The sequence below is a fragment of the Streptomyces sp. ID05-39B genome (genome assembly GCF_033794725.1).
GTDB lineage: Bacteria > Actinomycetota > Actinomycetes > Streptomycetales > Streptomycetaceae > Streptomyces > Streptomyces bobili.
Genome location: NZ_JARGEF010000033.1, coordinates 21,147 through 47,412, shown reverse-complemented (window position 1 = coordinate 47,412; position 26,266 = coordinate 21,147). Strand labels below are relative to the sequence as shown.

The 26,266-nt window shown below is 70.1% G+C and carries 23 protein-coding genes; 10 read left to right on the top strand and 13 right to left on the bottom strand.

Going from position 1 to position 26,266, the window contains the following annotated elements:
• On the bottom strand, window positions 1-2,255 hold a 2,255-nt coding region (locus P1P75_RS10825; protein WP_319253984.1), incomplete at its 3' end, for a transglycosylase domain-containing protein.
• Between the two features lie 407 nt (window positions 2,256-2,662).
• Here P1P75_RS10825 and wblA point away from each other — a divergent pair.
• The gene (wblA, locus tag P1P75_RS10820) at window positions 2,663-3,001 is read left to right on the top strand and encodes a transcriptional regulator WblA (protein ID WP_190046553.1); all 339 of its coding nucleotides are present in this window, start codon (window positions 2,663-2,665) and stop codon (window positions 2,999-3,001) included.
• Window positions 3,002-3,015: 14 nt separating this feature from the next.
• On the opposite strand, the gene P1P75_RS10815 is transcribed toward wblA, so the two are convergent.
• Entirely contained in the window at window positions 3,016-4,356 is a 1,341-nt protein-coding gene (locus P1P75_RS10815) for an ArsA family ATPase (RefSeq protein ID WP_319253982.1), read from the bottom strand.
• Complete coding sequence (locus P1P75_RS10810) at window positions 4,353-5,330, bottom strand: ArsA-related P-loop ATPase (RefSeq protein WP_319253980.1); 978 nt, start codon at window positions 5,328-5,330, stop codon at window positions 4,353-4,355. The genes P1P75_RS10815 and P1P75_RS10810 overlap by 4 nt, the downstream gene beginning before the upstream one ends.
• A 117-nt stretch (window positions 5,331-5,447) precedes the next feature.
• Here P1P75_RS10810 and P1P75_RS10805 point away from each other — a divergent pair, with 117 nt between their 5' ends.
• From P1P75_RS10805 to P1P75_RS10790, 4 genes are all read left to right on the top strand, one after another.
• Window positions 5,448-5,606, top strand: a complete 159-nt coding sequence (locus P1P75_RS10805; protein WP_003967454.1) for a DUF4177 domain-containing protein — start codon at window positions 5,448-5,450, stop codon at window positions 5,604-5,606.
• Complete coding sequence (locus P1P75_RS10800) at window positions 5,603-6,067, top strand: RidA family protein (protein WP_319253978.1); 465 nt, start codon at window positions 5,603-5,605, stop codon at window positions 6,065-6,067. Before P1P75_RS10805 ends, P1P75_RS10800 begins: the two co-directional genes overlap by 4 nt.
• Window positions 6,068-6,159: 92 nt before the next feature.
• Window positions 6,160-7,029, top strand: a complete 870-nt coding sequence (locus P1P75_RS10795) for an NUDIX hydrolase (RefSeq protein ID WP_319253976.1) — start codon at window positions 6,160-6,162, stop codon at window positions 7,027-7,029.
• The gene (locus P1P75_RS10790) at window positions 7,026-7,856 is read left to right on the top strand and encodes an MBL fold metallo-hydrolase (protein WP_319253974.1); all 831 of its coding nucleotides are present in this window, start codon (window positions 7,026-7,028) and stop codon (window positions 7,854-7,856) included. Before P1P75_RS10795 ends, P1P75_RS10790 begins: the two co-directional genes overlap by 4 nt.
• Window positions 7,857-7,866: 10 nt before the next feature.
• Here the strand turns inward: P1P75_RS10790 and P1P75_RS10785 are convergent, their stop codons facing one another.
• The gene (locus tag P1P75_RS10785; protein ID WP_319253972.1) at window positions 7,867-8,682 is read right to left on the bottom strand and encodes a nucleotidyltransferase domain-containing protein; all 816 of its coding nucleotides are present in this window, start codon (window positions 8,680-8,682) and stop codon (window positions 7,867-7,869) included.
• Window positions 8,683-8,877: 195 nt separating this feature from the next.
• Window positions 8,878-9,552 (bottom strand): Crp/Fnr family transcriptional regulator, encoded by a 675-nt coding sequence (locus P1P75_RS10780; RefSeq protein WP_020129286.1) that lies wholly within the window; start codon window positions 9,550-9,552, stop codon window positions 8,878-8,880.
• Window positions 9,553-9,872: 320 nt separating this feature from the next.
• On the opposite strand from P1P75_RS10780, the gene nth reads away from it, so the two are divergent.
• From nth to P1P75_RS10765, 3 genes are all read left to right on the top strand, one after another.
• Window positions 9,873-10,796 (top strand): endonuclease III, encoded by a 924-nt coding sequence (gene nth, locus P1P75_RS10775; protein WP_319253970.1) that lies wholly within the window; start codon window positions 9,873-9,875, stop codon window positions 10,794-10,796.
• A gap of 81 nt (window positions 10,797-10,877) precedes the next feature.
• The gene (locus tag P1P75_RS10770) at window positions 10,878-11,573 is read left to right on the top strand and encodes a CoA pyrophosphatase (protein ID WP_319253968.1); all 696 of its coding nucleotides are present in this window, start codon (window positions 10,878-10,880) and stop codon (window positions 11,571-11,573) included.
• A gap of 95 nt (window positions 11,574-11,668) precedes the next feature.
• Window positions 11,669-12,868, top strand: coding sequence for a MarP family serine protease (locus P1P75_RS10765; RefSeq protein ID WP_319253965.1), 1,200 nt, complete (start codon window positions 11,669-11,671; stop codon window positions 12,866-12,868).
• 58 nt (window positions 12,869-12,926) lie between these two features.
• On the opposite strand, the gene P1P75_RS10760 is transcribed toward P1P75_RS10765, so the two are convergent.
• From P1P75_RS10760 to P1P75_RS10735, 6 genes are all read right to left on the bottom strand, one after another.
• A complete protein-coding gene (locus P1P75_RS10760) occupies window positions 12,927-13,109 on the bottom strand; it encodes a hypothetical protein (protein WP_086770108.1) in 183 nt (60 codons plus the stop codon).
• Between the two features lie 127 nt (window positions 13,110-13,236).
• The gene (locus tag P1P75_RS10755) at window positions 13,237-14,187 is read right to left on the bottom strand and encodes an alpha/beta hydrolase (protein WP_319253963.1); all 951 of its coding nucleotides are present in this window, start codon (window positions 14,185-14,187) and stop codon (window positions 13,237-13,239) included.
• Window positions 14,184-14,672 (bottom strand): phage holin family protein, encoded by a 489-nt coding sequence (locus P1P75_RS10750; RefSeq protein ID WP_319253961.1) that lies wholly within the window; start codon window positions 14,670-14,672, stop codon window positions 14,184-14,186. Before P1P75_RS10750 ends, P1P75_RS10755 begins: the two co-directional genes overlap by 4 nt.
• An 81-nt stretch (window positions 14,673-14,753) precedes the next feature.
• Entirely contained in the window at window positions 14,754-16,190 is a 1,437-nt protein-coding gene (gene nhaA / locus P1P75_RS10745) for a Na+/H+ antiporter NhaA (RefSeq protein WP_319253959.1), read from the bottom strand.
• A gap of 168 nt (window positions 16,191-16,358) precedes the next feature.
• Window positions 16,359-18,320, bottom strand: coding sequence for an acetate--CoA ligase (gene acs, locus P1P75_RS10740; protein ID WP_319253957.1), 1,962 nt, complete (start codon window positions 18,318-18,320; stop codon window positions 16,359-16,361).
• A 323-nt stretch (window positions 18,321-18,643) separates the two neighbouring features.
• Window positions 18,644-21,322 carry a SulP family inorganic anion transporter gene (locus P1P75_RS10735; protein ID WP_319253955.1) on the bottom strand — a complete coding sequence of 893 codons (2,679 nt, stop codon included), beginning with the start codon at window positions 21,320-21,322 and terminating at the stop codon, window positions 18,644-18,646.
• A 265-nt stretch (window positions 21,323-21,587) separates the two neighbouring features.
• Here P1P75_RS10735 and P1P75_RS10730 point away from each other — a divergent pair, with 265 nt between their 5' ends.
• Window positions 21,588-22,871 (top strand): hypothetical protein, encoded by a 1,284-nt coding sequence (locus tag P1P75_RS10730; protein WP_319253953.1) that lies wholly within the window; start codon window positions 21,588-21,590, stop codon window positions 22,869-22,871.
• Window positions 22,872-22,920: 49 nt separating this feature from the next.
• Here P1P75_RS10730 and P1P75_RS10725 read toward each other — a convergent pair whose 3' ends face one another.
• Window positions 22,921-23,901, bottom strand: a complete 981-nt coding sequence (locus P1P75_RS10725; protein WP_319253951.1) for an ATP-binding protein — start codon at window positions 23,899-23,901, stop codon at window positions 22,921-22,923.
• Window positions 23,902-24,002: 101 nt separating this feature from the next.
• Between P1P75_RS10725 and P1P75_RS10720 the strand changes: the two genes are divergently transcribed.
• Window positions 24,003-24,827, top strand: coding sequence for a Fic family protein (locus P1P75_RS10720; protein ID WP_319253949.1), 825 nt, complete (start codon window positions 24,003-24,005; stop codon window positions 24,825-24,827).
• A 365-nt stretch (window positions 24,828-25,192) separates the two neighbouring features.
• On the opposite strand, the gene P1P75_RS10715 is transcribed toward P1P75_RS10720, so the two are convergent.
• Window positions 25,193-26,026, bottom strand: a complete 834-nt coding sequence (locus tag P1P75_RS10715) for an HAD family hydrolase (RefSeq protein ID WP_319253947.1) — start codon at window positions 26,024-26,026, stop codon at window positions 25,193-25,195.
• Window positions 26,027-26,266 lie beyond the last annotated feature (240 nt).

Here is a 26,266-nt window from a genome sequence, read left to right as displayed (position 1 = left end):
CCCCCGTTGCCGCTGCCCCCATTGCCCTGCCCCTGGAACAGGTTGTCCGGGAGGGTGATGCCGCCGTTGGTGTCGCCTGTCGTGCCGCCGTCGATGAGGCCGCCGATGAAGCCCTCGTCGCCGTTGTTGCCGTCGTCGTTGCCGCGGCCGTTGTCGCGGTCGTCTTCCTTGGGGTCCTTCTCGCCGCTCGGGATGCTGATGATGTTGAAGGGAGGAGCCTCCTTGCCCTCCAGCGCGCCTGTCATGGCGTCCCGCCAGATCGGGCCGGGCGTGTCACCGCCGTAGACCTGGGCGTGGTACCTACCGCCGATGCGGATGTTGGTCATCTTCACCTTCTGGGAGGCGCTGCCGACCCAGACGGCACCGGAGAGGTTCGGGGTGTAGCCGACGAACCAGGCGTTCTTGCGTTCGTCCGTCGTACCCGTCTTACCGGCGTTCGCACGGCCGGACAGACCGGCCTGCTTGCCCGTACCGGAGTCGACCACTCCGCTCAGGAGGGTGTTGATGCTGTCGGCGGTCTTCTCGCTCATCGCGCGCGAGCAGGTCGACTTCGGGACCTCCAGCGACTTCTTCTCGCCGCCGACGGTCTGGGTGATCGACTCGATGGCGACCGGCGTGCAGTACATGCCGCGGCTGGCGAAGGCGGCGTACGCGCTCGCCATCGTCAGCGGCGAGAGGCCGGTCGAACCGAGGGTCATCGAGGACGGCACCTCGGGCACCTTGTCGCCGTTGCCCTGGACGACGCCGAGAGCGTCGCTCATCTTCACCACAGGGCACATGCCGATGTCGCCGAGCATCTGCACGAAGTAGGTGTTGACCGACAGCTCCATGGCCTCCCGCAGCGCGTACGGACCGACCTCGGACTCCGCCTCGTTCTCCAGCGTCTCGCCCCTGAGGTTGACCCACGGCTTACCGCTGCACGTCTGCACCTGCTCCGGGTACGGCATCTTGAACGGTGCCGGATACGACTGCGTCGGCGGCTTGCCCTGCTCCAGCGCCGCCGCGGCCACGAACGGCTTGAACGTCGAACCGGTCGGGAAGCCGAAGTTCGAGCCGCCCATCGCGGAGTTGACCGAGAAGTTGTACTCGGTCTCGTTCTTGCCGTAGCCGTACGGCTTCGACTGGCCCATTCCCAGGATCTTGCCGGTGCCGGGCTCGACGAGCGTGGTGGCCGCGGCCACCTTGTCCGACTTGTAGACGTGGTCCTTCAGCGAGTCCTGCACGGACGCCTGCGCCTGCGGGTCGAGCGTCGTCCTGATGGTCAGGCCGCCCTGGTTCCAGACCTTGGCGCGCTCTTCCTTCGTCTTGCCGAAGACCGGGTCACTGAGGAAGACGCGCTCGACGTACTTGCAGAAAAAGCTGGCACCCCGCACGGCCGTGATGCAGCCGTTCTTCGGCTGGGTGACCTTCAGCCCCAGCGGGGCCACCTTCGCCTTGTCCGCCTCGGCCTGCGAGACGTCGCCGACCTCCGCCATGCGTTCCAGCACGACGTTGCGGCGCTTGACGGCCTCCGCCTCGTCATTGACGGGGTCGTACCGGCTGGGCGACTGGACGATGCCGGCCAGCAGGGCCGATTCGGCGAGGGTCAGGTCCTTGGCGTGCTTGGAGAAGTACCGCTGCGAGGCGGCCTCGACGCCGTAGGCCTGCTGGCCGAAGAAGGTGATGTTCAGGTAGTTCTCGAGGATCTTCTTCTTGCCCAGCTCCTCCTCGACCTGGATCGCGTACTTCAGTTCGCGGATCTTGCGGCCGATGGTCTGCTGGGTGGCCTGCGCGACCTTCGTCGGGTCGTCACCGGCCTCCTCGACGAAGACGTTCTTCACGTACTGCTGCGTGAGCGTCGAGGCGCCCTCGGAGACGCCACCGCTCTGCGCGTTCTTGTTCAGGGCGCGCAGGACGCCCTTCAGGTCCACCGCGCCGTGCTGGTAGAAGCGCGAGTCCTCGATCGCGACGATCGCCTTCTGCAGGTACGGCGAGATGTTCTTGAGGTCGACGACCGTCCGGTCCCGCGAGTAGACCGTGGCGATCTGGTCGCCGTCGGCGTCGAGGATCGTGGTGCGCTGGCTCAGCGGCGGCGTCTTGAGGTTGGCGGGGAGTTCGTCGAAGGACTCCACCGAACCCTTCGCGGCCAAGCCCAGCACACCGACCGCGGGCAGCGCGATGCCGGCCAGCACGGCTCCCGCGAGCACACTGACACCGAGGAACTTGGCGGCCTGCTGGGTAGCAGTCAGACCACCGCCGGAGCTCTTCTTAGGCATGGGGGCAGCCTACGTTCTCATTCGCCGGACACGCGTCAATGCCTTGGCCTAAGCTGCTCTCAACTGTCACAGCAGCAGGGCTACGTATCAATACGTCCGGCGACCCCGAATCGTTCCGGAGGTTCCTCACTTTCTTGGTGAGAGCGTGTCCGAATCCGCCTTGTGTGTCACCCGGTGTCCGTTGTGACTCAAGGGAACCGTCCCGATTTGCCGGGATGGTCGTACATGTCGCAGGCTCACTCCCCCGGGTGATCTGCCGCTTACGCATAGTCCGTTCGGGCCATTCAAGATTGGGCCCGACGGGGGTGTTGCGCTGTGCCCACCTTCCGTAACGTCCTCAACTGGCGGCGGTGAATATGCCGCTGCCGCCGTGGGGGAGCCTCGATTCGGGAGAGGACGGCGCCGGTATGGGCTGGGTAACCGACTGGAGTGCGCAGGCCGCCTGCCGCACTACCGATCCGGATGAACTGTTTGTTCAGGGAGCAGCGCAGAACAGGGCCAAGGCGGTGTGCACCGGATGCCCGGTGCGGACCGAGTGCCTCGCTGACGCGCTCGACAACCGCGTCGAGTTCGGCGTGTGGGGAGGCATGACGGAGCGCGAGCGCCGCGCACTGCTGCGCAGGCGGCCGACCGTGACGTCCTGGCGCCGGCTCCTGGAGACCGCGCGCTCGGAGTACGAGCGCGGAGCGGGCATCGTGCCGCTCGACGACGACCAGGTGTACGAGAACTACGCGGCGGTGAGCTGAGGGGGTCCGTCGCCTCAGGCCTCCGCCTCGGGCAGCTCCGGCCGGTTGGCCGCGAGCCGGTTGCCGATGTCCCGCAACCCCGCCAGGTCATGTACGTCACCGGGCAGCGCGGCCACTTCGGCCACGGCCACCTCGGGGTGCAGCGAGGCGAAGCGGTCCCGTGTGCGCTGCTCGCGGGAGAGCAGGTGCATACGATCGGCGTGGAGCCTCAACAGGCCCGCGGTGAGCTGGTCGGCGGACCGCTCCGGGTCGGGGCCGGTGGGGGAGCCCCCGGCGGTGTCCCTGTCGTCGGCCGGTGTTCCAGGAGCGGTTGTTTCTGAACTGCCATACGTGTCGGGAGAGTTACGAAGTCCAGCTTTCCCGCCGTCCTGATCCACAATGCGGGTTTCTTCAAGATTTTCGGCGGCGGCGAGTGCCCGCTCGGCGGACAGCTGGGCGGCGCCGCTGCCGTGGACCCGGTTGAGGACCAGCCCGGCCAGCGGCATCTCCTCGGCGGCCAGCCGCTCCACGAAGTACGCCGCCTCGCGCAACGCGTCCCGCTCGGGCGCCGCCACCACGAGGAAGGACGTCCCGGGCGCCTGGAGGAGCCTGTACGTGGCGTCCGCGCGCGTGCGGAAGCCACCGAAGGTCGTGTCCATCGCGGCCACGAACGTCTGGACGTCCTTGAGCAGTTGGCCGCCGAGGAGTTTGCCGATGGTGCCGGTCATCATCGACATCCCGACGTTGAGGAACTTCATCCCGGCGCGACCACCCAGCTTGGCCGGGGCTGTCAGCAGCCGGATCAGCCGCCCGTCGAGGAACGACCCGAGCCGCTTGGGCGCGTCCAGGAAGTCGAGCGCGGAGCGGGACGGCGGGGTGTCGACGACGATCAGGTCCCACTCGTCCCGCGCCCGCAACTGGCCCAGCTTCTCCATCGCCATGTACTCCTGCGTGCCGGCGAAGCCCGCGGAGAGCGACTGGTAGAAGGGGTTCGACAGGATCGTGGCCGCCCGCTCGGCGTCCGCGTGCGCCTCGACGATCTCGTCGAAGGTGCGCTTCATGTCGAGCATCATCGCGTGCAGCTCGCCGTCCCCCTCGACGCCCTTCACACGGCGGGGCGTGTTGTCGAGGGAGTCGATGCCCATGGACTGCGCGAGGCGTCGCGCAGGGTCGATGGTGAGGACGACCACCTTGCGGCCACGCTCGGCCGCCCTGAGGCCCAGCGCCGCCGCCGTCGTCGTCTTGCCGACCCCGCCGGAACCGCAGCACACCACGATGCGGATGCCCGGATCGTCGAGCAGCGGATCGACGTCCAGCACGCGCACGGGGGAGAGGCGGCGAGTGCCCTCCTGGGCCGGAGCCTTGTCCGCACTCATGACATCCCCTGCTTCCGCAGCTCGCTGGCGAGTTCGTACAGGCCCGCGAGGTCTACGCCCTCGGCGAGCAGCGGCAGTTCGTGCAACGGCAGACCCAGCTCGCCCAGTACGGCTCGCTGCTCGTGCTCCAGCGCATACCGCTCGGCGTACTCGTCGGCCTGGGTCAGCAGGGGGCCCACCAGCCGCTCGGCGTGCCCGCCCCGGCGCGCTCCGCCGAGTCCCGCGGCGGACAGCGACCGCGCAACAGAGGAACGCGCCACGGCCTTGACGAGTTCCAGCCCGTCCGGGTCCAACACCTCGGGCCGGACCATGTTGACGACGACACGCCCCACCGGCAGCCTCGCGGCCCGCAGTTCCGCGATGCCGTCGGCGGTCTCCTGGACGGGCATCTCCTCCAGCAGCGTCACCAGGTGCACGGCCGTCTCGGGGGACTTCAGCACCCGCATCACGGCCTGCGCCTGATTGTGTATCGGACCGATCTTGGCGAGGCCCGCGACCTCGTCGTTCACGTTCAGGAAGCGGGTGACGCGGCCCGTGGGCGGGGCGTCCATGACGACGTAGTCGTATACGAACCGCCCGCTCCTGTCCTTCCTGCGCACCGCCTCGCACGCCTTGCCGGTGAGGAGTACGTCCCTCAGGCCGGGCGCGATGGTGGTGGCGAAGTCGATCGCGCCGAGCTTCTTCAGGGCCCGGCCCGCGCTGCCCAGTTTGTAGAACATCTGGAGGTAGTCCAGAAGGGCCAGTTCGGGGTCGATAGCCAGGGCATACACCTCCCCGCCCCCGGGAGCGACGGCGATCTTCCGCTCCTCGTAAGGCAGCGCTTCCGTCTCGAAGAGCTGCGCGATGCCCTGGCGTCCCTCGACCTCGACGAGAAGCGTCCGCTTCCCCTCGGTCGCGAGAGCCAACGCGAGAGCGGCGGCGACCGTGGTCTTTCCGGTCCCGCCCTTGCCGCTGACGACCTGGAGCCTGCTCACGTCTTCGAGCGTAACCAGTCGCCGCGCGAGCCAACCGGCAGGCTGTGGATAACCGGTGTCCGATCGGCCACATGGCCGGGGACGGACCCTCGCCGTCACAGCGGATAAAGTCGGCCCATGACCAAGTGGGAATACGCAACCGTGCCGCTGCTCGTCCATGCCACGAAGCAGATTCTGGACACCTGGGGCGAGGACGGCTGGGAGCTCGTCCAGGTCGTGCCCGGCCCGAACAACCCCGAGCAGCTCGTCGCCTACCTGAAGCGGGAAAAGGCGTGAGCGCGGTCGAGGAGAGGCTCGCCGAGCTGGGCCTGACCCTGCCCGCGGTGGTCCCGCCCCTCGCGGCCTACCAGCCGGCCGTGCAGTCCGGCCGGTACGTGTACACGTCCGGCCAGCTGCCGATGGTGGACGGCAAGCTCCCCGTCACCGGCAAGGTCGGCGCCGAGGTCACCCCCGACGAGGCCAAGGACCTGGCCCGCACCTGCGCGCTGAACGCCCTGGCCGCCGTCAAGTCGGTCGCGGGCGACCTGGACCGCATCGCCCGCGTGGTGAAGGTCGTCGGCTTCGTGGCGTCGGCCTCGGACTTCACCGGCCAGCCCGCCGTCCTCAACGGCGCGAGCGAGCTGCTGGGCGAGGTCCTCGGCGACAAGGGCGTGCACGCGCGCAGCGCGGTGGGCGTCGCCGTACTGCCGCTGGACTCGCCCGTCGAGGTGGAGATCCAGGTCGAGCTGGCCGAGTAGCCGACGGGCCGGTGGACGCCGGGGGCCAGGGGCGTGCCCCCTGACCTCGGGCACCTCTCGAACATTCGCGCATCACGGGATAGCCTCCGGCCATGGCGAATGGGCAGTGGTTTCCACCGGACTGGCCGCAGCGCATCCGTGCGCTCGCGGACGGCACACTCACCCCGGTCGCCCCGAAACGCGCGGCCACCGTGATGCTCCTGAAGGACGCGGGCAGCGGCCCCGTCGTCCACATGCTGCGCAGACGCGCCTCCATGGCCTTCGCCGGAGGCGCGTACGCGTATCCGGGCGGCGGAGTCGACCCGCGCGACGACGACCGGCACGTGCGCTGGGCGGGCCCCACGCGCGCGTGGTGGGCCGAGCGGCTCGGCGTCGGCGAGACGGCGGCCCAGGCGATCGTCTGCGCCGCCGTACGGGAGACGTACGAGGAGGCCGGGGTGCTGCTCGCCGGGCCGACTCCCGACTCCGTCGTCGGCGACACCACCGGCGACGACTGGGAGGCCGACCGGGCCGCCCTCGTCGCCCGTGAGACGTCCTTCGCGGAGTTCCTGGACCGACGAGGACTGGTGCTGCGCTCCGACCTTCTGGGCGCCTGGACGCGCTGGATCACCCCGGAGTTCGAGCCCCGCCGCTACGACACCTGGTTCTTCGTCGCCGCCCTCCCCGAGGGCCAGCGCACCCGCAACGCCTCCACCGAGGCCGACCGCACGGTCTGGATCCGCCCCGCCGACGCGGCGGCCTCGTACGACGAGGGCGAGCTGCTGATGATGCCGCCCACGATCGCGACGCTGCGCCAACTGCTCCCGTACGGTTCGGCCGACGAGGCCCTGGCCGCAGCACCCGCGCGCGATCTCACCCCGGTTCTGGCGCGGGCTCGCCTCGTGGACGGCGAGGTCGAGCTGTCCTGGCCGGGACACGACGAGTTCACCAAGCACGTTCCGGCCGGTGGAGGCCTCGCATGACCGACGCGGCAGCCCTGCCCGGCCAGCCCCGGGGCGGAGTCCTGTCGGGCCCCGCCACTGCGCGGGCGGTCAACGTCCTCGCGCCCAACGCCTCCGCGATGACCCTGGACGGCACGAACACCTGGCTCGTCTCCGAGCCCGATTCGGACCTGGCCGTCGTGATCGACCCGGGCCCTCTGGACGAGGTCCACCTGCGCGCGGTCGTCGACACCGCCGAGAAGGCCGGCAAGCGCGTCGCCCTGACCCTGCTCACCCACGGCCACCCCGACCATGCCGAGGGTGCCGCCCGCTTCGCCGAGCTGACCGGCACGAAGGTGCGGGCCCTGGACCCGGCGCTGCGGCTGGGCGACGAGGGCCTGGCCGCCGGTGACGTCATCACGGTCGGCGGCCTCGAACTGAGGGTCGTGCCGACGCCTGGCCACACCGCCGACTCGCTCTGCTTCCACCTGCCGGCCGATCGTGCCGTCCTGACCGGCGACACGGTCCTCGGCCGCGGTACGACGCTCGTGGCGCACCCCGACGGCCGGCTGGGCGACTACCTGGACTCCCTGCGGCGGCTCAGGTCCCTCACGGTCGACGACGGCGTCCACACGGTCCTGCCGGGCCACGGACCCGTCCTGGAGGACGCCCAAGGCGTCGTCGAGTTCTACCTCGCCCACCGGGCCCACCGCCTCGCCCAGGTCGAGACGGCCGTGGAGGACGGCTTCCGCGAGCCCGCCGAGGTCGTGGCCCACGTCTACGCCGACGTGGACCGCTCCCTGTGGCCGGCGGCGGAACTGTCGGTACGCGCCCAGTTGGAGTACCTCCAGGAGCACGGCCTCATCTAGGCCGCGTCCGTCAGTCCGGCCGGGGTGCCTTCACGCCGTGCACGCGCGCGTACTCCTGCGCGAGCCAGGGCCCGAGATCGTCGACGTACGCGCGCAGGACGCCCGCGTCCCCGGTCGGCTCGTAGCCGCGTACGGCCGCCGTTCGGAGCTGTTCCGCGCGCGGGGGGTAGTACGCGGCGAAGGCCTCCGCCATCTCGTGCAGGTCGCTGGTCCAGCCGTTCCAGCGGGGCATGACCAGGGTGAAGGCCGTGCGCACCAGGTGCCGGGACATGTACCGCACCAGTGGCAGCCGGGCCGCGTCGGCGTCCTCGGCCTCGGCGATGCGGGTACGCCAGCGGGCGAGGAGCAGCGCGAGGTCGCCGTTGGTCTCCCGGGCGAGCAGGGAGTCGGGCCGGTAGCGGGGCAGGTGCCCGGCCAGGTCCTCACCGAGCAGCGGCGTGCACAGACACGCCACGAACCAGCCCAGGTCGTGCGTCTCCAGGTCACTCAGCAGCCGGGCACGGCAGTAGAGCAGCGTGCCGACCCCGTCGATCTGCGGGTACTCCTTGTCGAGCGCCTCGCCCAGGGCGCGGGCGCCCGCCCGGTCCGCCTCGGTGGGTTCCTCGTGCAGCGCGACCAGGAGGTCCAGGTCGCTGCGTCCCACGCGCGCGGTGCCACGCGGAAGCGACCCGTACAGATAGGCGCTGTGCAGCCGCGCCCCGAACACCTCCGGCAACCGGTCACGTGCCGCGGCCACGACCGGGCGGAAGACAGGCTGCACGCGCGTGAGAGAGCCTTCGCGTGCGAGGTACCCCTGGGCATCGAGCCCTGGTCGGCGTTCGGTCATGGGGCCACTGTGCAACGAGTGGCGTCGAGCGGGCTCACCATTTCCGACGCCGGTGAGCACACCGCCCGTCCGGCGTTCGAGGCCGTCCAGGCCGAAAGCGGGGGTCTGGGGGCGCCGGCCCCCGCGACGCCCACCCCAACACCGCAAGCCCACCGACGAACGCGCACTCCAGCACCCGTCGGCCAAGCCCAGCGGTTAGCGGGACCGCTTCGCCAGGCGCTCCACGTCCAGCAGGATGACCGCGCGGGCCTCCAGGCGGAGCCACCCGCGCTGCGCGAAGTCCGCCAGCGCCTTGTTCACGGTCTCGCGGGACGCGCCGACCAGTTGGGCCAGCTCCTCCTGCGTGAGGTCGTGGACGACGTGGATGCCTTCCTCGGACTGCACGCCGAAGCGGCGGGAGAGGTCCAGCAGGGCGCGCGCGACACGGCCCGGAACATCGGAGAACACCAGGTCGGACATGGCGTCGTTGGTCTTGCGCAGACGCCGGGCGACGGCGCGCAGGAGCGCGGTGGCCACCTCGGGGCGGGCGTTCAGCCAGGGCTGGAGATCGCCGTGGCCGAGACCGAGCAGCTTGACCTCGGTCAGCGCGGTGGCGGTCGCCGTCCGCGGGCCCGGGTCGAACAGCGACAGTTCGCCGATCAGCTCGCTGGGACCGACCACCGCCAGCATGTTCTCGCGGCCGTCCGGAGACGTGCGGTGCAGCTTGACCTTGCCCTCGGTGACCACGTAGAGCCGGTCACCGGGGTCTCCCTCGTGGAACAGGGAGTCGCCACGGGCGAGCGTCACCTCGCTCATGGAGGCGCGGAGCTCCGCGGCCTGCTCGTCGTCGAGTGCCGCGAAGAGCGGGTTGCGCCGGAGGACGTCGTCCACGAGTTCTCTCCTTGTCGACCTGCTCAGGGGATCTTGCTCCCCCGTGTGCCAGGGGTCCGTGTTCCCCATTTTGCCGGACGGTCCAAACAGTGTGATCTGTCACAAGGATGCCGCACACGTGTCCCGAGGTAAGCGGCAGGGGTCCAATTGGGGGCTGATCTTCCGGGTCCGGGGCGGATGCCGGTGTCGGGCTTTAGGCTGGCCGGGTGTCCAAAACGCCAGTGAGAGCACAGGCCGAGGGGGCTGGGCGGGTGGTTGTACGTCGGGATTCCGCTGTGGGCGAACAGGGCTCCGGTGGTGAGGAGAAGAGGACGAAAGCCGTGAAGAAGGCGACCGCGGCTGCGAAGAGTACGGCCATCGTGAAGCCGGCGGCGGCGAAGAAGGCGGCCGTCAAGAAGGTGCCCCCGTCGAAGTCGAAGAGGGCCGAGGCCACCGCCGTGACGGCTCTCAAGCCGCCGAAGCCGCCCCGCGACGAGTCCCGCACCGCCCTCGTCCGCCGGGCCCGCCGGATCAACCGTGAACTGGCCGAGGTGTATCCCTACGCCCACCCCGAACTGGACTTCGAGAACCCCTTCCAGCTGGTGGTCGCCACGGTCCTGTCCGCGCAGACCACCGACCTCCGCGTCAACCAGACCACCCCCGGCCTCTTCGCGAAGTACCCCACCCCCGAGGACCTGGCCGCCGCCGACCCGGAGGACGTCGAGGAGATCCTGCGCCCGACCGGCTTCTTCCGCGCCAAGACCAAGTCGGTGATAGGGCTTTCCAAGGCCCTGGTCGAGCAGTTCGACGGCGAGGTCCCCGGGCGTCTCGAAGACCTGGTCAAGCTCCCCGGCGTCGGCCGCAAGACCGCCTTCGTGGTCCTGGGCAACGCGTTCGGACGACCGGGAATCACCGTGGACACGCACTTCCAGAGGCTCGTACGGCGCTGGCGGTGGACCGAGGCGACCGAGCCGGACAAGATCGAGGCCGACGTCGGCGCGCTCTTCCCCAAGAGCGAGTGGACGATGCTCTCGCACCACGTGATCTTCCACGGCCGCCGCATCTGCCACGCCCGCAAGCCCGCCTGCGGCGCCTGCCCCATCGCCCCGCTCTGCCCGGCGTACGGCGAGGGGGAGACGGACCCGGAGAAGGCGAAGAAGCTCCTGAAGTACGAGAAGGGCGGCTTCCCCGGACAGCGGCTGAACCCGCCCCAGGCCTACCTGGACGCGGGCGGCCGGCCCGCTCCCCCGCTGGGGGCCGGATGAGGCAGGGTGAAGCCCCGCCGAACCGGAACGATCCCCGCGCCCTCGGGCGTTGGAACAGGCAGAACGGGGGGTGGTGTGGCGATGGTGCGCGCGAGTGACACGCAGGGCGGGGCGGTGGCCCTCAGCAAGGAGGGACTGCCGGCCTGGCTCCGGCCGGTGGCGGAGGCCGGGGAGACGGTGCAGCCGCTCCAGCTGAGCCGCTTCCTGCCCCCGGAGGACGGCGGGGGGCGGCAGTCGGCCGTCCTCATCCTCTTCGGTGAGGGCGAGCGCGGCCCCGAGCTGCTGCTCATGGAGCGCGCCAGCTCCCTGCGCTCTCACGCCGGGCAGCCCTCCTTCCCCGGCGGGGCCCTCGACCCGCAGGACGGCGATCCGCAGGGCGACGGCCCGCTGAGGGCAGCGCTGCGCGAGGCCGAGGAGGAGACCGGCCTCGACCCGGCGGGCGTCCAGCTGTTCGGTGTGCTGCCCAAGCTGTACATCCCGGTCAGCGAGTTCGTCGTGACCCCCGTACTGGGCTGGTGGCGCGAGCCGAGCCCGGTCGGCGCGGTCGATCCGAACGAGACCGCCCGGGTGTTCACCGTCCCCGTGGCGGATCTCACGGATCCCGCCAACCGCGCCATGACCTACCACCCCAGCGGCCACCGAGGCCCGGCATTCCTGGTCGAATCCGCCCTTGTGTGGGGTTTCACCGCCGGCGTGATCGACCGCCTCCTGCACTACGCGGGCTGGGAGCGCCCCTGGGACCGCGAGAAGCTGGTGCCACTCGACTGGCGGTCGTGACAGGGTGTCGTTCGTGCTGTGTGTACCCGGGGGACGACCCTCCGGACCCCGGCCGGCCTGCCGTGGCCGGGTAGAACGAGGCGAGGCCTGAAACGGTGAACGTGCTGGACATCCTGTTGCTGGTCGCGGCCGTCTGGTTCGCCGTCGTCGGCTACCGCCAGGGCTTCGTCGTCGGCATCCTGTCGGTGATCGGCTTCCTGGGCGGCGGCCTCGTCGCCGTCTATCTGCTCCCGGTCCTCTGGGACTGGCTGACCGACAACTCCGAGGTCAGCACGACGGCCGCGGTCGTCGCGGTGGTCGTCGTGATCGTCTGTGCCTCCGTGGGGCAGGCCCTCACCACCCACCTGGGCAACAAGCTGCGCCGCTACATCACCTGGTCCCCGGCCCGCGCGCTGGACGCGACCGGCGGTGCCCTGGTCAACGTGGTCGCGATGCTGCTGGTGGCCTGGCTGATCGGGTCCGCGCTCGCCGGTACCACCCTGCCCACGCTGGGCAAGGAGGTCCGCAGCTCCACGGTGCTGCACGGCGTGTCCGAAGCGCTGCCCGCCCAGGCCGACACCTGGTTCGCCGACTTCTCCTCGGTCCTCGCGCAGAACGGCTTCCCGCAGGTCTTCAGCCCGTTCGCCAACGAGCCGATCACCGACGTCCAGCCCCCCGACCCCGCGCTGGCCACCAGTGCCGTCGCGGTCCGCGCGCAGCGCTCCATCGTCAAGGTGATGGGCACCGCGGAGAGCTGCGGCAAGGTCCTGGAGGGCACCGGCTTCGTCTTCGACGAGCGCCGCGTCATGACCAACGCGCACGTGGTGGGCGGCGTCGACGAACCGACCGTCCAGATAGGCGGTGAGGGCCGCAAGTACGACGCCACCGTCGTGCTGTACGACTGGAAGCGCGACATCGCCGTCCTCGACGTACCCGACATCGACGCGCCCGTACTCCGGTTCACCAGCGGGGACGGCGAGAGCGGGGACGGCGCGATCGTTGCCGGCTTCCCGGAGAACGGTGGGTACGACGTCCGGGCGGCGCGCGTGCGGGGCCGTATCACGGCCAACGGCCCCGACATCTACCACCGCGGCACCGTCCGCCGCGACGTGTACTCCCTGTACGCGACGGTCCGCCAGGGCAACTCCGGCGGCCCGCTGCTCACCCCCGAAGGGAAGGTGTACGGCGTGGTCTTCGCGAAGTCCCTCGACGACGCTGACACCGGCTACGCGCTCACCGCGGACGAGATCCAGCAGGACATCGCCCGGGGACGCACCGCGAACCAGCAGGTGGACAGCGACGACTGCGCCCTGTGAGACGGGTGCTGTCGGTCAGCCGGCGGGCTGCGCCCCGGAAGAGGCCCGCGCGAGGCGGTCAGTCGCGCGGGTGACGGAGGCGTACCGAGACCCAGCGGGCCCGGCGGCGCAGGATGCGCGGAATGCCCACACGCGGGTCGCTGCCCTGCAACTGCGGGCCGCTACCTCGCTGGTGGGAGTCAAGACCACCGGCCGAGCGGCGGTCGCGTGCTGCGTCACTGTAGTCGTGCGTCCAGCCCATACCCCGACGTCTGCCCCTGCCCCAAGGTCGATAACCGCGCGGGAGACCGCCAATTGGCCTATGCGCCAGGCAATTGGCTGTTCGTAGGACAGGTGTCCGACACCGGATACCGGGCGCGACGGCCCGGTCACCGATCGGGTTCGGGATCCTGTAGCCAGTTGACCAGTTCGGTGGAGAAAGCGACCGGGTCCTCTTCGTGCGGGAAGTGCCCGAGCCCGTCGAACAGGCGCCAGCGGTACGGCGCTTCGACGTACTCGCCCGAACCTGCGGCGCTGCGCGTACGCATGACCGGGTCCAGGGAGCCGTGCAGATGCAGCGTCGGCACGCGCACGGGCCGCTTCATGCGCCGGTAGAACTGGATCCCGTCCGGCCGGGCCAGCGATCGCACCAGCCACCGGTACGGCTCCACCGAGCAGTGCGCGGTGGAGGGGATGCACATCGCCCGCCGGTACGTCTCGATCGCCTCGTCCTCCAGCGGGCGCGGCCCGGACCACTCGCGGATCAGCCGGCCCACCAGCTCCCCGTCGTCGGCGGTCAGCTGCCGCTCCGGAATCCAGGGCCGCTGGAACCCCCAGATGTGGGAACCGGCGGTGGTCTGCCGGACGTCGGCGAGCATCGCCGAGCGCCAGCGCCTCGGATGCGGCATCGAGGAGACCGCGAGCCGCCGTACGAGCTTGGGGCGCATGACCGCCGCCGTCCAGGCGAGATAGCCGCCCAGGTCGTGGCCGACCAGCGCGGCGTCCGACTCGCCGAGGGAGCGGATGACGCCGGTGATGTCGAGGGCGAGGTTGGCCGGGTCGTAGCCGCGGGGTGTGCGGTCACTGCCGCCGACGCCCCGCAGGTCCATGGCGACGGCCCGGAAGCCGGCGTCGGCCAGCGCGGTCAGCTGATGCCGCCACGTCCACCAGAACTGGGGGAAGCCGTGCACGAGCATCACGAGGGGGCCGTCGCCCAGCTCGGCGATGTGGAAGCGCGCGCCGTTGGCGGCGACTTCCCGGTGGGTCACCTTGGTCTCGCCGACGAACTCGGGCCGTACGACTGAGGCCGGCTGAGCCGAAGGGGTGGCGGGGTCCGTCATGACGACGAGCGTGCCACAGCCTCGACGGCTTTCCGCTCCCGGTCCTGGCCGAGCTCGGGCCGCGGGTGCGGCTTGGCGTTCTGCAGGACGCCCGCCGTCTCCTTCATCGAGGCGGCGACCTTCTGCGGGCCCTTGCTCTTCTTGGCCTTCTTGGCGAAGAGGACACCGATCAGCGCCAGGACCACGGCCATGAGGACGTTGGCCGCGAAGGACAGCAGGAAGCAGATGGCGAGATTCCAGTCGCTCCAGGTACGGATGCCGTACGCGAGGGCGAAATTCAGCATCGGCAGCGAGAACAGCAGGATCGCCGCGGCCACCGTGAACGCCCCGCCGCTCGTCGCGCCGCGCTTCACGTCCTGCTTCAGCTGTGCCTTCGCCAGCGCGATCTCGTCGTGCACCAGCGACGACATCTCGGTCGTCGCGGAGGCGAACAGCTGGCCGATGCTGCGTTCGGAGCCGACCGGGCTGCCGTCGGGTGCGCTCATCGCGGTCTCCCTCGTCTTGTACGGTTCCGCCGTCCTCTGCCTGACTGCGTGCGGTCCCGTCTTTTGTACCGTCCCGTCAGATCATGCCGGACGGTCGCCCTCGTTGCCCGCCCCGCCCGGTACTTCGGCAAGCCCGTGGCGCGCGGCGGCCTTCTCCGTGGCCATCCGGCGGTGCTCGGCGGCCTTGCGTTCGTGGATGTCCGCCATCCGCAGGTGGTAGGCCGGATCGTCCTCCTCGTAGATGTCCGGGATGCCGTCGAGGTCCTCGTCGCGCTCCTCGTCCTCATGCATCCGGCGGTACTTGGCGTTGCGCAGCTTCAGCAGGACGGTGGCCAGAGCCGCCGCGATCACCGAACCGATCAGGACGGCCGCCTTGATCTCGTCGGTGAGGACCGCGTCGCCCTCGAAGGCCAGCTCCCCGATCAGCAGCGAGACGGTGAAGCCGATACCGGCGAGCGAGGCGACGGCGAAGACGTCCGCCCAGGCGAGATCCTCGCTGAGCGAGGCCCGGGTGAAGCGGACGGTCAGCCACGTCCCGCCGAAGATGCCGACCGTCTTGCCGACGACCAGGCCCAGCACGACCCCCAGCGTCTCCGGCTGGGTGAAGACATCCGCGACCGCGCCGCCGGAGATCGACACACCGGCACTGAACAGGGCGAACAGCGGAACCGCGAGGCCCGCCGACAGCGGGCGCACGAGGTGTTCGATCTGCTCGCCGGGGGAGTGCTTCTCGCCCTCGCGAGTGCTGCAGCGCAGCATCAGGCCCATCGCGACACCCGCGATCGTGGCGTGGACGCCGCTGTTGTACATCAGCGCCCAGATGACCAGCGCGAGCGGCACGTACACGTACCAGCCGCGCACGCCCTTGCGCAGCAACAGCCAGAACACGACGAGGCCGACGGCCGCGCCGCCGAGCGCGGCGAAGTCGATGCTCTCGGTGAAGAAGACGGCGATGATCAGGATCGCGAACAGGTCGTCGACGACGGCGAGCGTGAGGAGGAAGGCGCGCAGGGCATTGGGCAGGGAGGTGCCGATGACGGCGAGTACGGCGAGCGCGAAGGCGATGTCGGTCGCGGTGGGCACGGCCCAGCCGCCCAGGGAACCGCCGCCCGTGAGGTTGGTCACCACGTAGACCAGTGCCGGTGCGGCCATGCCGCACAGGGCGGCGACGACGGGCAGTGCGGCGGCCCGCGGATCCTTGAGTTCACCCGCGACGAGTTCCCGCTTGAGTTCGATGCCGGCGACGAAGAAGAAGACGGCGAGGAGCCCGTCGGCCGCCCAGTGCTCGATCGACAGGTTCAGCCCGAGCGCCCCGGGGCCGAGGTGGAAGTGGCTGACGCTCTCGTAGCTGTCATGCAGCGCGGGTATGTTCGCCCAGATCAGCGCGGTGACGGCGGCGACCAGCAGCAGCACACCGCCGACGGTCTCCGTGCGCAGCGCGTCCGCGACGTGGTTCCGCTCGGGCAGGGGGAGACGTCCGAAGACCTTACGCGGGCTGGTGGCGCGGGGCGCGGTCACGGCAGGACCTCCGGTGAGTGGGCAGCACAGAACTCGTGCCGACCAGACTTCCCGGCTCACCTTTGTTCAGCTTACCTAAGGTGAGCCCTGGGGCGTTCCGGCGATACTCACGTTAGGGGCAAAAAGGGCACCCCGCGCACTGGTGCGGGGTGCCCTCGATGGTGGTTCTCAGTCCTCGCTGGGCGCGGCGGGAAGCTTCGTCTGGATGAGGTCCATGACGGTCGAGTCGGTCAGCGTGGTGACGTCACCCAGCTGTCGGTTCTCCGCCACGTCCCGCAGCAGACGGCGCATGATCTTGCCGGAGCGGGTCTTGGGCAGTTCGGCCACCGGCAGGATCCGCTTCGGCTTGGCGATCGGGCCGAGCGCGGTGCCGACATGGTTGCGCAGGTCGGCGACGAGGTTCTCGTCCTCGGCGTTCGCCGTGCCGCGCAGGATCACGAAGGCGACGATCGCCTGCCCGGTCGTCTCGTCGGCGGCGCCCACCACGGCCGCCTCGGCGACGGAGGGGTGCGAGACGAGCGCCGACTCCACCTCGGTCGTGGAGATGTTGTGGCCCGACACGAGCATCACGTCGTCGACCCGGCCGAGCAGCCAGATATCGCCGTCGTCGTCCTTCTTGGCGCCGTCACCGGCGAAGTACTTGCCCTCGAAGCGCGACCAGTACGTGTCGAGGAAGCGCTGGTCGTCGCCCCAGATGGTGCGCAGCATGGACGGCCACGGCTCGGTCAGGACGAGGTAGCCGCCTCCGCCGTCGGGCACCTCGTTCGCCTCGTCGTCGACGACGGTGGCGCAGATGCCGGGCAGCGGCGTCTGGGCGGAACCGGGCTTGGCCGCGGTGACTCCCGGCAGCGGCGAGATCATCATCGCGCCGGTCTCGGTCTGCCACCAGGTGTCGACGACGGGCGTGCGGTCCGCGCCGATGTGCTTGCGGTACCAGATCCAGGCCTCGGGGTTGATCGGCTCCCCGACGGACCCCAGGATCCGGAGGCTGGAGAGGTCGAACTTCGCGGGGATGTCGTCGCCCCACTTCATGAACGTACGGATCGCGGTCGGCGCCGTGTACAGGATCGTCACCCCGTACTTCTGCACGATCTCCCAGAACCGGCCCTGGTGCGGGGTGTCGGGGGTGCCCTCGTACATGACCTGCGTCGCGCCGTTCGCCAGCGGCCCGTACACGATGTACGAGTGGCCGGTGACCCAGCCGACGTCGGCGGTGCACCAGTACACGTCGGTCTCGGGCTTGAGGTCGAACACGGCGTGGTGGGTGTACGCGGTCTGGGTGAGGTAGCCGCCGGAGGTGTGCAGGATGCCCTTCGGCTTCCCCGTCGTACCGGAGGTGTAGAGGATGAACAGCGGGTGCTCGGCCTCGAACGCCTCGGGCGTGTGCTCGGCCGGCTGCCGCTCGACGATCTCGTGCCACCACACGTCACGGCTGTCGTCCCAGGCGACCTCCTGGCCGGTACGCCGGACCACGAGGACGTGCTCGACGTTGTCCACGCGCGCGACCGCGTCGTCGACGGCCGGCTTCAGCGCCGACGGCTTTCCGCGCCGGTACCCGCCGTCCGAGGTGATGACGACCTTGGCGTCGGCGTCCTGGATGCGCGTGGCGAGCGCGTCCGCCGAGAAGCCGCCGAAGACCACGGAGTGCGCGGCACCGATCCGGGCACACGCCAGCATCGCGACGGCCGTCTCGGGGATCATCGGCATGTAGACGGCGACCCGGTCGCCCTTGCGCACGCCCAGCTCCAGCAGGGCGTTGGCCGCCTTGGAGACCTCGTCCTTCAGCTCGGCGTAGGTGATGGCGCGGCTGTCGCCCGGCTCGCCCTCGAAGTGGATCGCCACGCGGTCGCCGTTCCCGGCCTCCACGTGCCGGTCCACGCAGTTGTACGCGACGTTCAGCTCGCCGTCCTTGAACCACTTGGCGAACGGCGGGTTCGACCAGTCCAGTGTCTCGGTCGGCTCCTTGGCCCAGGCCAGCCGGCGGGCCTGCTCGGCCCAGAAGCCGAGCCTGTCAGCCTTGGCCTGCTCGTACGCCTCCGCCGTGACGTTGGCGTTCGCGGCCAGGTCGGCGGGCGGCTCGAACCTGCGTTCTTCCTTAAGCAGGTTGGAAAGGGAGGAATTCTCGCTCATCCGACCCTCCCCTCCCTCAGCAGGTTGGCCAGGCTTTCGTTGCTCACGACATCTCCCTTTCCAAGGGTGTCCGTTGTGTCCCGGAGTCACAGCTCATCAGACCCGGAGGTCGGTGACAAGGGCCGACAGGAAATTGGTTTAGACCTGTCGGAGCCGTGCGGTTCGGCACCCTTTCTGTGGCCCGGATTCATCCGTATCCACGGACCCCGACCAGGCAGAGTTCAGTTGGTGTAGCGGCTCTCACATTCAGGAGAGGCGCAGGGGAGACGTCCGGGCCTGCTCCGGGGCTCGGGGCGGGCCCGGAGCGGGCCCGCCGCTATCCCTCACGCGCTCAGATCCGCCACCCCCACATGGTCGAACACCTCACCCTTGCCCTCACCGGCCTCGCTCAGCAGATACGCCTGGGCCTCGCCCACGTGGAAGTACATCCCGTGCAGTTCGAGCTCCCCGGCCCCCAGCGCCCGAGCCACCGACGTGTAGGCCCGCAGATGATCCAACTGCTCGACCACATTGGTCAGGCAGAGCTGCTCGACCGCGTCGGCCGCCGTCCGCCCGGCCAGTCGCGCCCAGGGCCGCCCGGGGTCGGCCATCCGCTCCAGACTCGGCAGCCCGTGCCGGAGCCACCGCTTCAACGGCGTCTGCGCACCCCCCGGTTCGGCGTCGAACAGCGCTTGCATGGCCCCACATCCGGAGTGCCCGCAGACCGTGATGGACCGCACCTTCAGCACGTCCACCGCGTACTCGATCGCGGCCGCGACCGAGTCGTCCCTGCTCTCCTCGCCGGGCGGCGGCACAAGGTTGCCCACATTGCGGACTACGAACAGGTCCCCGGGACCGCTGGAGGTGATCATCGACGTGACCAGCCGCGAGTCGGCGCAGGTGAGGAACAGCTGGGACGGCTGCTGTCCCTCCCGCGCCAGCCGCGCCAGTTCCCCCCGCACCAGCGGCGCGGTGTTGCGCTGGAACGCGCTGATCCCCCTGACCAGTTGACGCCCACTCGGCCCGGCGCCTGCGGCGGAGGTGGCACCGGTGGACTCGGCGCGCTCGCGGGGACCGGTCGATTCGCTCGTCTCGGTCGTGTCCGTCTGTTCGGCCTGCTGGACCGGTTCGGTGTGCGTGGTGGGCTCGGTGGGCGCCGAGACTGCGGCGGACCTGGCGGGCCCGCTCGCGACGGCCGACTCGGCAGCCTGCGCGAGGGCAGGGCCGGTGCGTCCGCCTGGTTCCGCGCCGGACGGCTCCTTCGGCGGCCCCGCCTGGTGCTCCGCGGCACGACCGCCGTGCGGCGCTGCCGGCGGAGGGCTGTCGCACTGGTGGTTGCGCCAGGGTGTCCAGGGTCGGCAACGGCAGCCGGCGAGGGGGTTGTCCGCCGCGCCGTTGACGGGGACGACGGTTTGGACGGTGAAGGTGGCAGGCACGACGCCCTCGCCACCGGAGCCGGTGCCGCTGCCGGCGTCGGTCCCCGTGCCGGCGCGGCGGCCGGTCAGCTCGACGGAGCCGCCCTGTGCGGTGTGCGTTCTCTGCCAGTCCTGCAGTGTCTCGTATGCCGCATGGTCCATGAAGGAACCGTCCAACTCGACGACGACACAGGAGCCGTGTGGCACGTGATGCAGGGCGCGGCTGAGGCGTGGCACCGCCAGGAACGTCAACTGCCCTCGTACATGTACGTGATGGACTCCTTCCTTCTCGTCGTGGGTGATGCGGGTGCGGGCGAGGCGGTGCATGGAGACGGCGACGGCCACGGCGATCCCCAGAGTGACGCCCTCCAGGACGCCGAGGAAGACCACGCCGAGGGTGGTGACGGCGTACACCGGCACCTCTCGGTGGCGGGTCACCGTGCGAATGTGGTGCAGGGACACCATCTGGATGCCGACGGCCATGACCAGGGCTGCGAGCGAGGCGAGCGGGATCAGCTCCAGGACCGGGACCATCAACAGCGCGGCGACCACTACGAGAACGCCGTGCAGCATCGTGGAGTTCCTGCTGACGGCCCCGGCTTGCACATTCGCGGCACTGCGCACCGCCACTCCCGCGACGGGCAGTCCGCCCAGCGCGCCGGAGACCATGTTGGTGGCGCCCTGCCCGAGGAGTTCCCGGTCGAGGTCGGAGCGGCTGACCTGGGCCGGCAGACCGGGGCGGGCGGCGATCAGCTTGTCGACGGCGACCGCGCCGAGCAGAGACTGCACGCTGCACACCAGCGTGACGGTGAGGACAGCGGCGACGAGGCCGAGCATCGGGCCCTCGGGCAGCCCGGCGAGGGCATGACTGCTCCAGGACGGCAGCTCGACCCTGGGCTGGGTCAGCCCGGCGAACACGGCGGTCGCGGTGGCCCCGGTGACGGCGACGAGGGCGGCGGGCACCTTGCGCAACAGGCGGCCCATGCGGCCGGGCAGGCGAGGCCAGAGCAGCAGCAGGATCAGGGTGAGGGCGCTGACGGCCACCGCGGCGGGGTGCAGATCGGCCAACTGGGCGGGCAGGGAGCGGAGGTTGTCGAGGACGGCGCTTTGCGGGCTGCCGCCGAGGACGATGTGCATCTGGGCGACGGCGATGGTGACGCCGATACCCGCGAGCATGCCGTGCACGATGGCGGGGCTGACGGCGAGCGCGCTGCGAGCCACGCGCAGGCAGCCGAGACCGAGTTGGACGAGCCCGGCCAGGACAGTGATGGCGCAGGTCGTGCGCCAGCCGTAGCGGTGGATGAGGTCGGCGGTGACGACGGTCAGGCCCGCGGCGGGCCCGCTGACCTGGAGGGGCGAGCCGCCGAGCCGTCCGGCGACGAGCCCGCCCACGGCGGCGGCGACGAGGCCCGCCTGGAGAGGTGCACCGGTGGCGAGGGCGATGCCCAGCGACAGGGGCAGGGCGATGAGGAAGACCGCGATCGAGGCGGACACATCGGCGCCGGCGACGCGGAAGCGGCGGTGCGGGGCGCGCGGGGGACTGTGGGGTCGGTGGACGCGCTCGGCGTGCGGCGAGTCCGTCGTACGAGTGGGGACGCAGGCTGACATGTTTCCCGTCTCCTCCGGGGCTGCGCGGTCGCATCTTGCGGCCGTGGGTCACGGGCGTACAGCGGCGGGATGGATCAACTCTCAGTAAACGAATCGTAATGCAGAGTAAAGGCTAAGCATGGATGTTTCGGGCAAATAGGTCAATCGATCACCCCGATGAGTGAAGTGGGCATTTCATCGGCTTGTCGTATTAATTCCTTTTCGGGTCCTGTGTGACGTTGGCGGCGCCGTTGTTGGCCCGGAGAAGGAAGAAGGTGGGCGGAACATGGCCGCCACCCAGAGGATCGCCACGGGCGCCGTGATCGCCACGGCGGTCGCCGCATCGCTCGCCGGCTGCGCTACGGGAACCGGTGGTTCCCAGGGTTCTGAAGGAGGGGTGTCGGGGCTTCGGAAGGCGGAGCCGGCGGCCCCGGCTCCCAAGAGCGCCGTCCGCCTCATCGGCGACGGCTCCACCGCGTTCACCGGGGCCCAGCCCCACCTGCCCAGGCCTGAGCGCCTGAAGCCGGGGCAGAAGCCGCCGCAGTTCGTCGTCTTCTCGTGGGACGGCGCGGGCGAGGACAGCCAGCGGCTGTTCTCCCACTTCCGCAAGGTGGCCAAGGAGAACAACGCCACCATGACCTACTTCCTCAGCGGCGTGTACCTGCTGCCGGAGCACAAACGCGACCTCTACAAGCCCCCCCAGCACTCGCCGGGCCGCTCCGACATCGGCTTCAACGACGAGCAGGGCATCGCCGACACCGTGAAGCAACTGCGCCAGGCGTGGCTCGAGGGCAACGAGGTCGGCACCCACTTCAACGGACACTTCTGTGGCAAGGGCGGTGGTGTCGGCGAGTGGTCGGTCGAGGAGTGGAAGGAGGAGATCGCCCAGGCCAAGCAGTTCGTGAAGACCTGGAAGACCAACACCGGCATGGCGAAGGCGGCCCCGCTGCCCTTCGACTACGACAAGGAACTCATCGGCGCCCGCACCCCCTGCCTGGAGGGCCAGGAGAACTTCCGTAAGGCCGGCCGGGAACTGGGCTTCCGCTACGACACCAGTGGTGTCAACAACCAGGTCTGGCCCGGCAAGAAGGAAGGCCTGTGGGATCTGTCCATGCAGCTCGTGCCCTTCCCGGGCCACTCCTTCGAGCAACTCACCATGGACTACAACTTCATGGTCAACCAGTCCGGCACCGCGACCCAGGGCGACCCCGCCAAACACGAGTACTGGGGCGACCAGATGCGTGACGGCCTGCTCAGGGGCTTTCAGCGGGCCTATGACGGCAACCGCGCACCGCTGATCATCGGCAACCACTTCGAGTCCTGGAACGGCGGCACGTACATGCGCGCCATCGAGGAGGTCGTGGAGACCGTGTGCACCAAGGAAGAGGTGCGCTGCGTCTCCTTCCGGCAGCTCGCGGACTGGCTGGACGCCCAGGATCCGCAGACCCTGGCCAAACTGCGCGGCCTCGGAGTCGGCGAGGCCCCGAAGCAGGGCTGGACGTCCTTCCTCTCCGGCAGCCCGGCCCCGGCCCCGAAGGGCGTACCCGGGGCGCCGGCGGTCAAGCGGTAGCGGTCGGTCGTAGGTGGCGGCTGTCGCGCGGGGCAGGCCCGCGCGACCGTCACACCGAGGCGGTCATGCTCTCGCCGAGGACGAAACCGGGGTCGACCTGCGCGGCCAGGTCAGCCCCGGTGCGCTCGTTCCCCCACGACTGGGCGTTCTTCAGGTGGAAGTGAACCGTCTGGCGCGTGTAGCGCTCCCGGTCGCGCCGCTCGTACGCCGAGTCGGCGGCAGTCCGCAGCAGGTCGAGGGCGCGGCGGTTGGTGTCCTCCAGGGAGTCGAACCGGGGCGGCCGGCCCTTCTCCATGGAGCGCACCCAGTCCGAGTGCCCGACCGTCACGAGCAGGTCGTCCCCCACCTCGGCGCGGAGGAAGTCGAGGTCGTCCTGCCCCTGCACCTTGTTGCCGACGACCTTGAGCTCGACGCCGTAGTCACGGGCGTACTCCTTGTACTGGCGGTAGACGGAGACCCCCTTCCGGGTCGGCTCGGCGACGAGGAACGTGATGTCGAAGCGGGTGAACATGCCGGAGGCGAAGGAGTCCGAGCCCGCTGTCATGTCGACCACCACGTACTCGTCGCGGCCGTCCACCAGGTGGTTCAGGCACAGCTCCACCGCTCCCGTCTTGGAGTGGTAGCAGGCGACCCCGAGGTCGGCGTCCGTGAAGGGGCCCGTGACCATCAAACGGACGGCGCCACCGTCGAGTTCCACCGGCCGTGCGCAGGCCTCGTACACCGGGTTGTCCTCCGACACCCGCAGCAGCCGCGAGCCCTCGCCGGGCGGGGTCGTCTTGATCATCGTCTCGGCGGAGGCGATGCGGGGGTTGGTGCCGCGCAGATACTCCTTGATCAGCGCCAGCCGGTCGCCCATCGCGGGCAGTGCGGCGGCCTCGGCCTCGTCGAGTCCGAGGGCCGCGCCCAGGTGTTGGTTGATGTCCGCGTCGATCGCCATCACCGGCACGCCGACGGTCGCGAGATGGCGGATGAACAGGGACGACAGGGTGGTCTTGCCGCTGCCGCCCTTCCCAACGAAAGCAGTTTTCATGTTCAGCAAGCGTAGTGCGACGAACGGGCTGCTCGGCGCACGCGCGTGAAGAAGACCACTCCTTCGTGGGGTCCGCGGCTCCGTTGCGTAGTGTCGTACTCATGAGTACGACAGGCGCTACCGCCGATCCGCTCGCAGCCCTGGGATCGCTGCCCGGGGTGGCCGACTCCGTCGAAACCGTGCGCAAGGCCGTGGACCGGGTCTACGGGCACCGCATCATGCGACGCCGCAGCACCGCGATCACCTCCGAGGCCGCCCTGCGCGGCTCCCGCGGCTCCGCGGCGCTGTCCGGGGCGGACTGGGCCCTGGAGGAGGTGCGTCGGCGCAGCGACTTCGGTGCCGACGACGAGGCGCGTGTCGTCGGCGCGGCCCTGCGGCTGACCGCCGAGGCGGGCCAGTTGCTGTCCATCTGGCGGCAGTCGCCCCTGCGTGTGCTGGCACGGCTCCACCTGGTGGCCGCCGCGACGGACGGCGACGAGGTGGGCCGGCCGCGGCAGGCCGGAGAGGCGGTCGACGAGCCGCTCGTCGAGCTGCCGCCGCCGAGCGCGGACGAGGTCTCCGGCCGGCTGGAGGGGCTGTCCGAGCTGATCGTCACGGGAAGTTCCGCCCCCGCCCTGGTCACGGCCGCCGTCGTGCACGGCGAGCTTCTCGCCCTGCGTCCCTTCGTCTCGCACAACGGCCTGGTGGCGCGTGCCGCGCAGCGCATCGTCCTGATCGGCAGCGGCCTCGACCCCAAGTCGGTCTGCCCCGCCGAAGTGGGCCACGCGGAACTTGGCCGGGCGGCCTACCTCGCGGCTCTCGACGGCTATGTCTCCGGCACCCCGGAGGGCATGGCGGCCTGGATCGCCCACTGCGGCAGGGCGGTCGAACTGGGGGCCCGCGAGTCGACAGCGGTGTGCGAGGCGCTCCAGCGCGGGGCGGCGTAACGGAAGAAGGCTCCCCGAAGGGAGCCTGAACAGGGTTGCGGCGGTACGAGTTCTCGTACCGCCGCTGGCATGCTCACCGGGTTACCAAGCGTCCTCGATATATGCCCATCAGGTCGGGAACTTCGCCCGTCACCTGGTGCGGCTGGCCCGTAATCGACGGGTCGACGTCGCGTGGGTGCTCGATGCTCATGCTTCGGTCCGTGGGCCAAATGCGGTATTCAGGTAATCCTCTCGGATGTCCTTGGTCTCGCGGGCCGTTAAATCCTTTGTACTCCAGGACCCGGGTAAGCGGAAGTGCTGGCGCCGGTTTTTTACTTTTACTCTCAAACAGGTGGGAAACGGCGCAGGTGGGGTGGGAGCGCGACTCAGGCGGTCGCCGCCCGCCGCCGGCTGGCGTACCAGACGAGGCCCGCCGTGGCCGCCGCAGCGCCTACCGCCGCCATGGCGACGAGCGCCGGACGGGGCGGGACCGAGAACCTCGGAATCCGCTGCTTGAGCCGCACCGGGCGGTGGAAGTCCAGAATCGGCCACCCGCGGGCGACTGCCTCTCGGCGCAGCGTGCGGTCCGGGTTCACGGCGTGCGGATGGCCGACCACCTCCAGCATCGGCAGATCGGTCGCCGAGTCGCTGTAGGCGTAACAGCGCGAGAGGTCGTACCCCTCGGACTCCGCCAGCTCCCTGACCGCCTCGGCCTTGGTCGGGCCGTACGCGTAGTACTCCACCTCGCCGGTGAAGCAGCCGTCCTCGCCCACGACCATCCGGGTGGCCACCACGCGGTCCGCGCCGAGCAGTTCGCCGATCGGCTCGACGACCTCCGCACCCGACGTGGACACGATCACGACGTCGCGGCCGGCGGTGTGGTGTTCCTCGATGAGGGAGGCCGCCTCGTCGTAGATGAGCGGGTCGATCAGGTCGTGAAGGGTCTCGGCGACGATCTCCTTCACCTGCTGGACGTTCCAGCCGCGGACCATCGCGGAGAGGTACTCGCGAGTCCGCTCCATCTGATCGTGGTCCATACCGCCGACGAGGAAGACGAACTGGGCGTATGCGGTGCGCAGGGCCGCCCTGCGGTTGATCAGCCCGCCTTGGTAGAAGGACTTGCTGAAGGTGAGCGTGCTCGACTTCGCAATGACCGTCTTGTCCAGGTCGAAGAAGGCCGCTGTGCGGGGCAAGGAGTGGTTTTCCACACCCTTGAGCATAGGGGCAGCTCATTCGGCGTAAGGACGGCGTGTGGGTTTGCCTGAGAAGGCTCTCGGGTACACCATGGAAGTCACGGATCGTTCGCGACCGTGCTAACCCGGTCCGACTCCTCCCCCCCCGAGTCGGCCGTGGAAGACGACCCCCGCTCTCCCCCCCGGCGGGGGTCGTCGCATGTCCGGACGCGTTTTCCCCCATTCTGCGTGGCCGTGGTGCCGTGCCTGGGCGACTGAGGTCGCCTC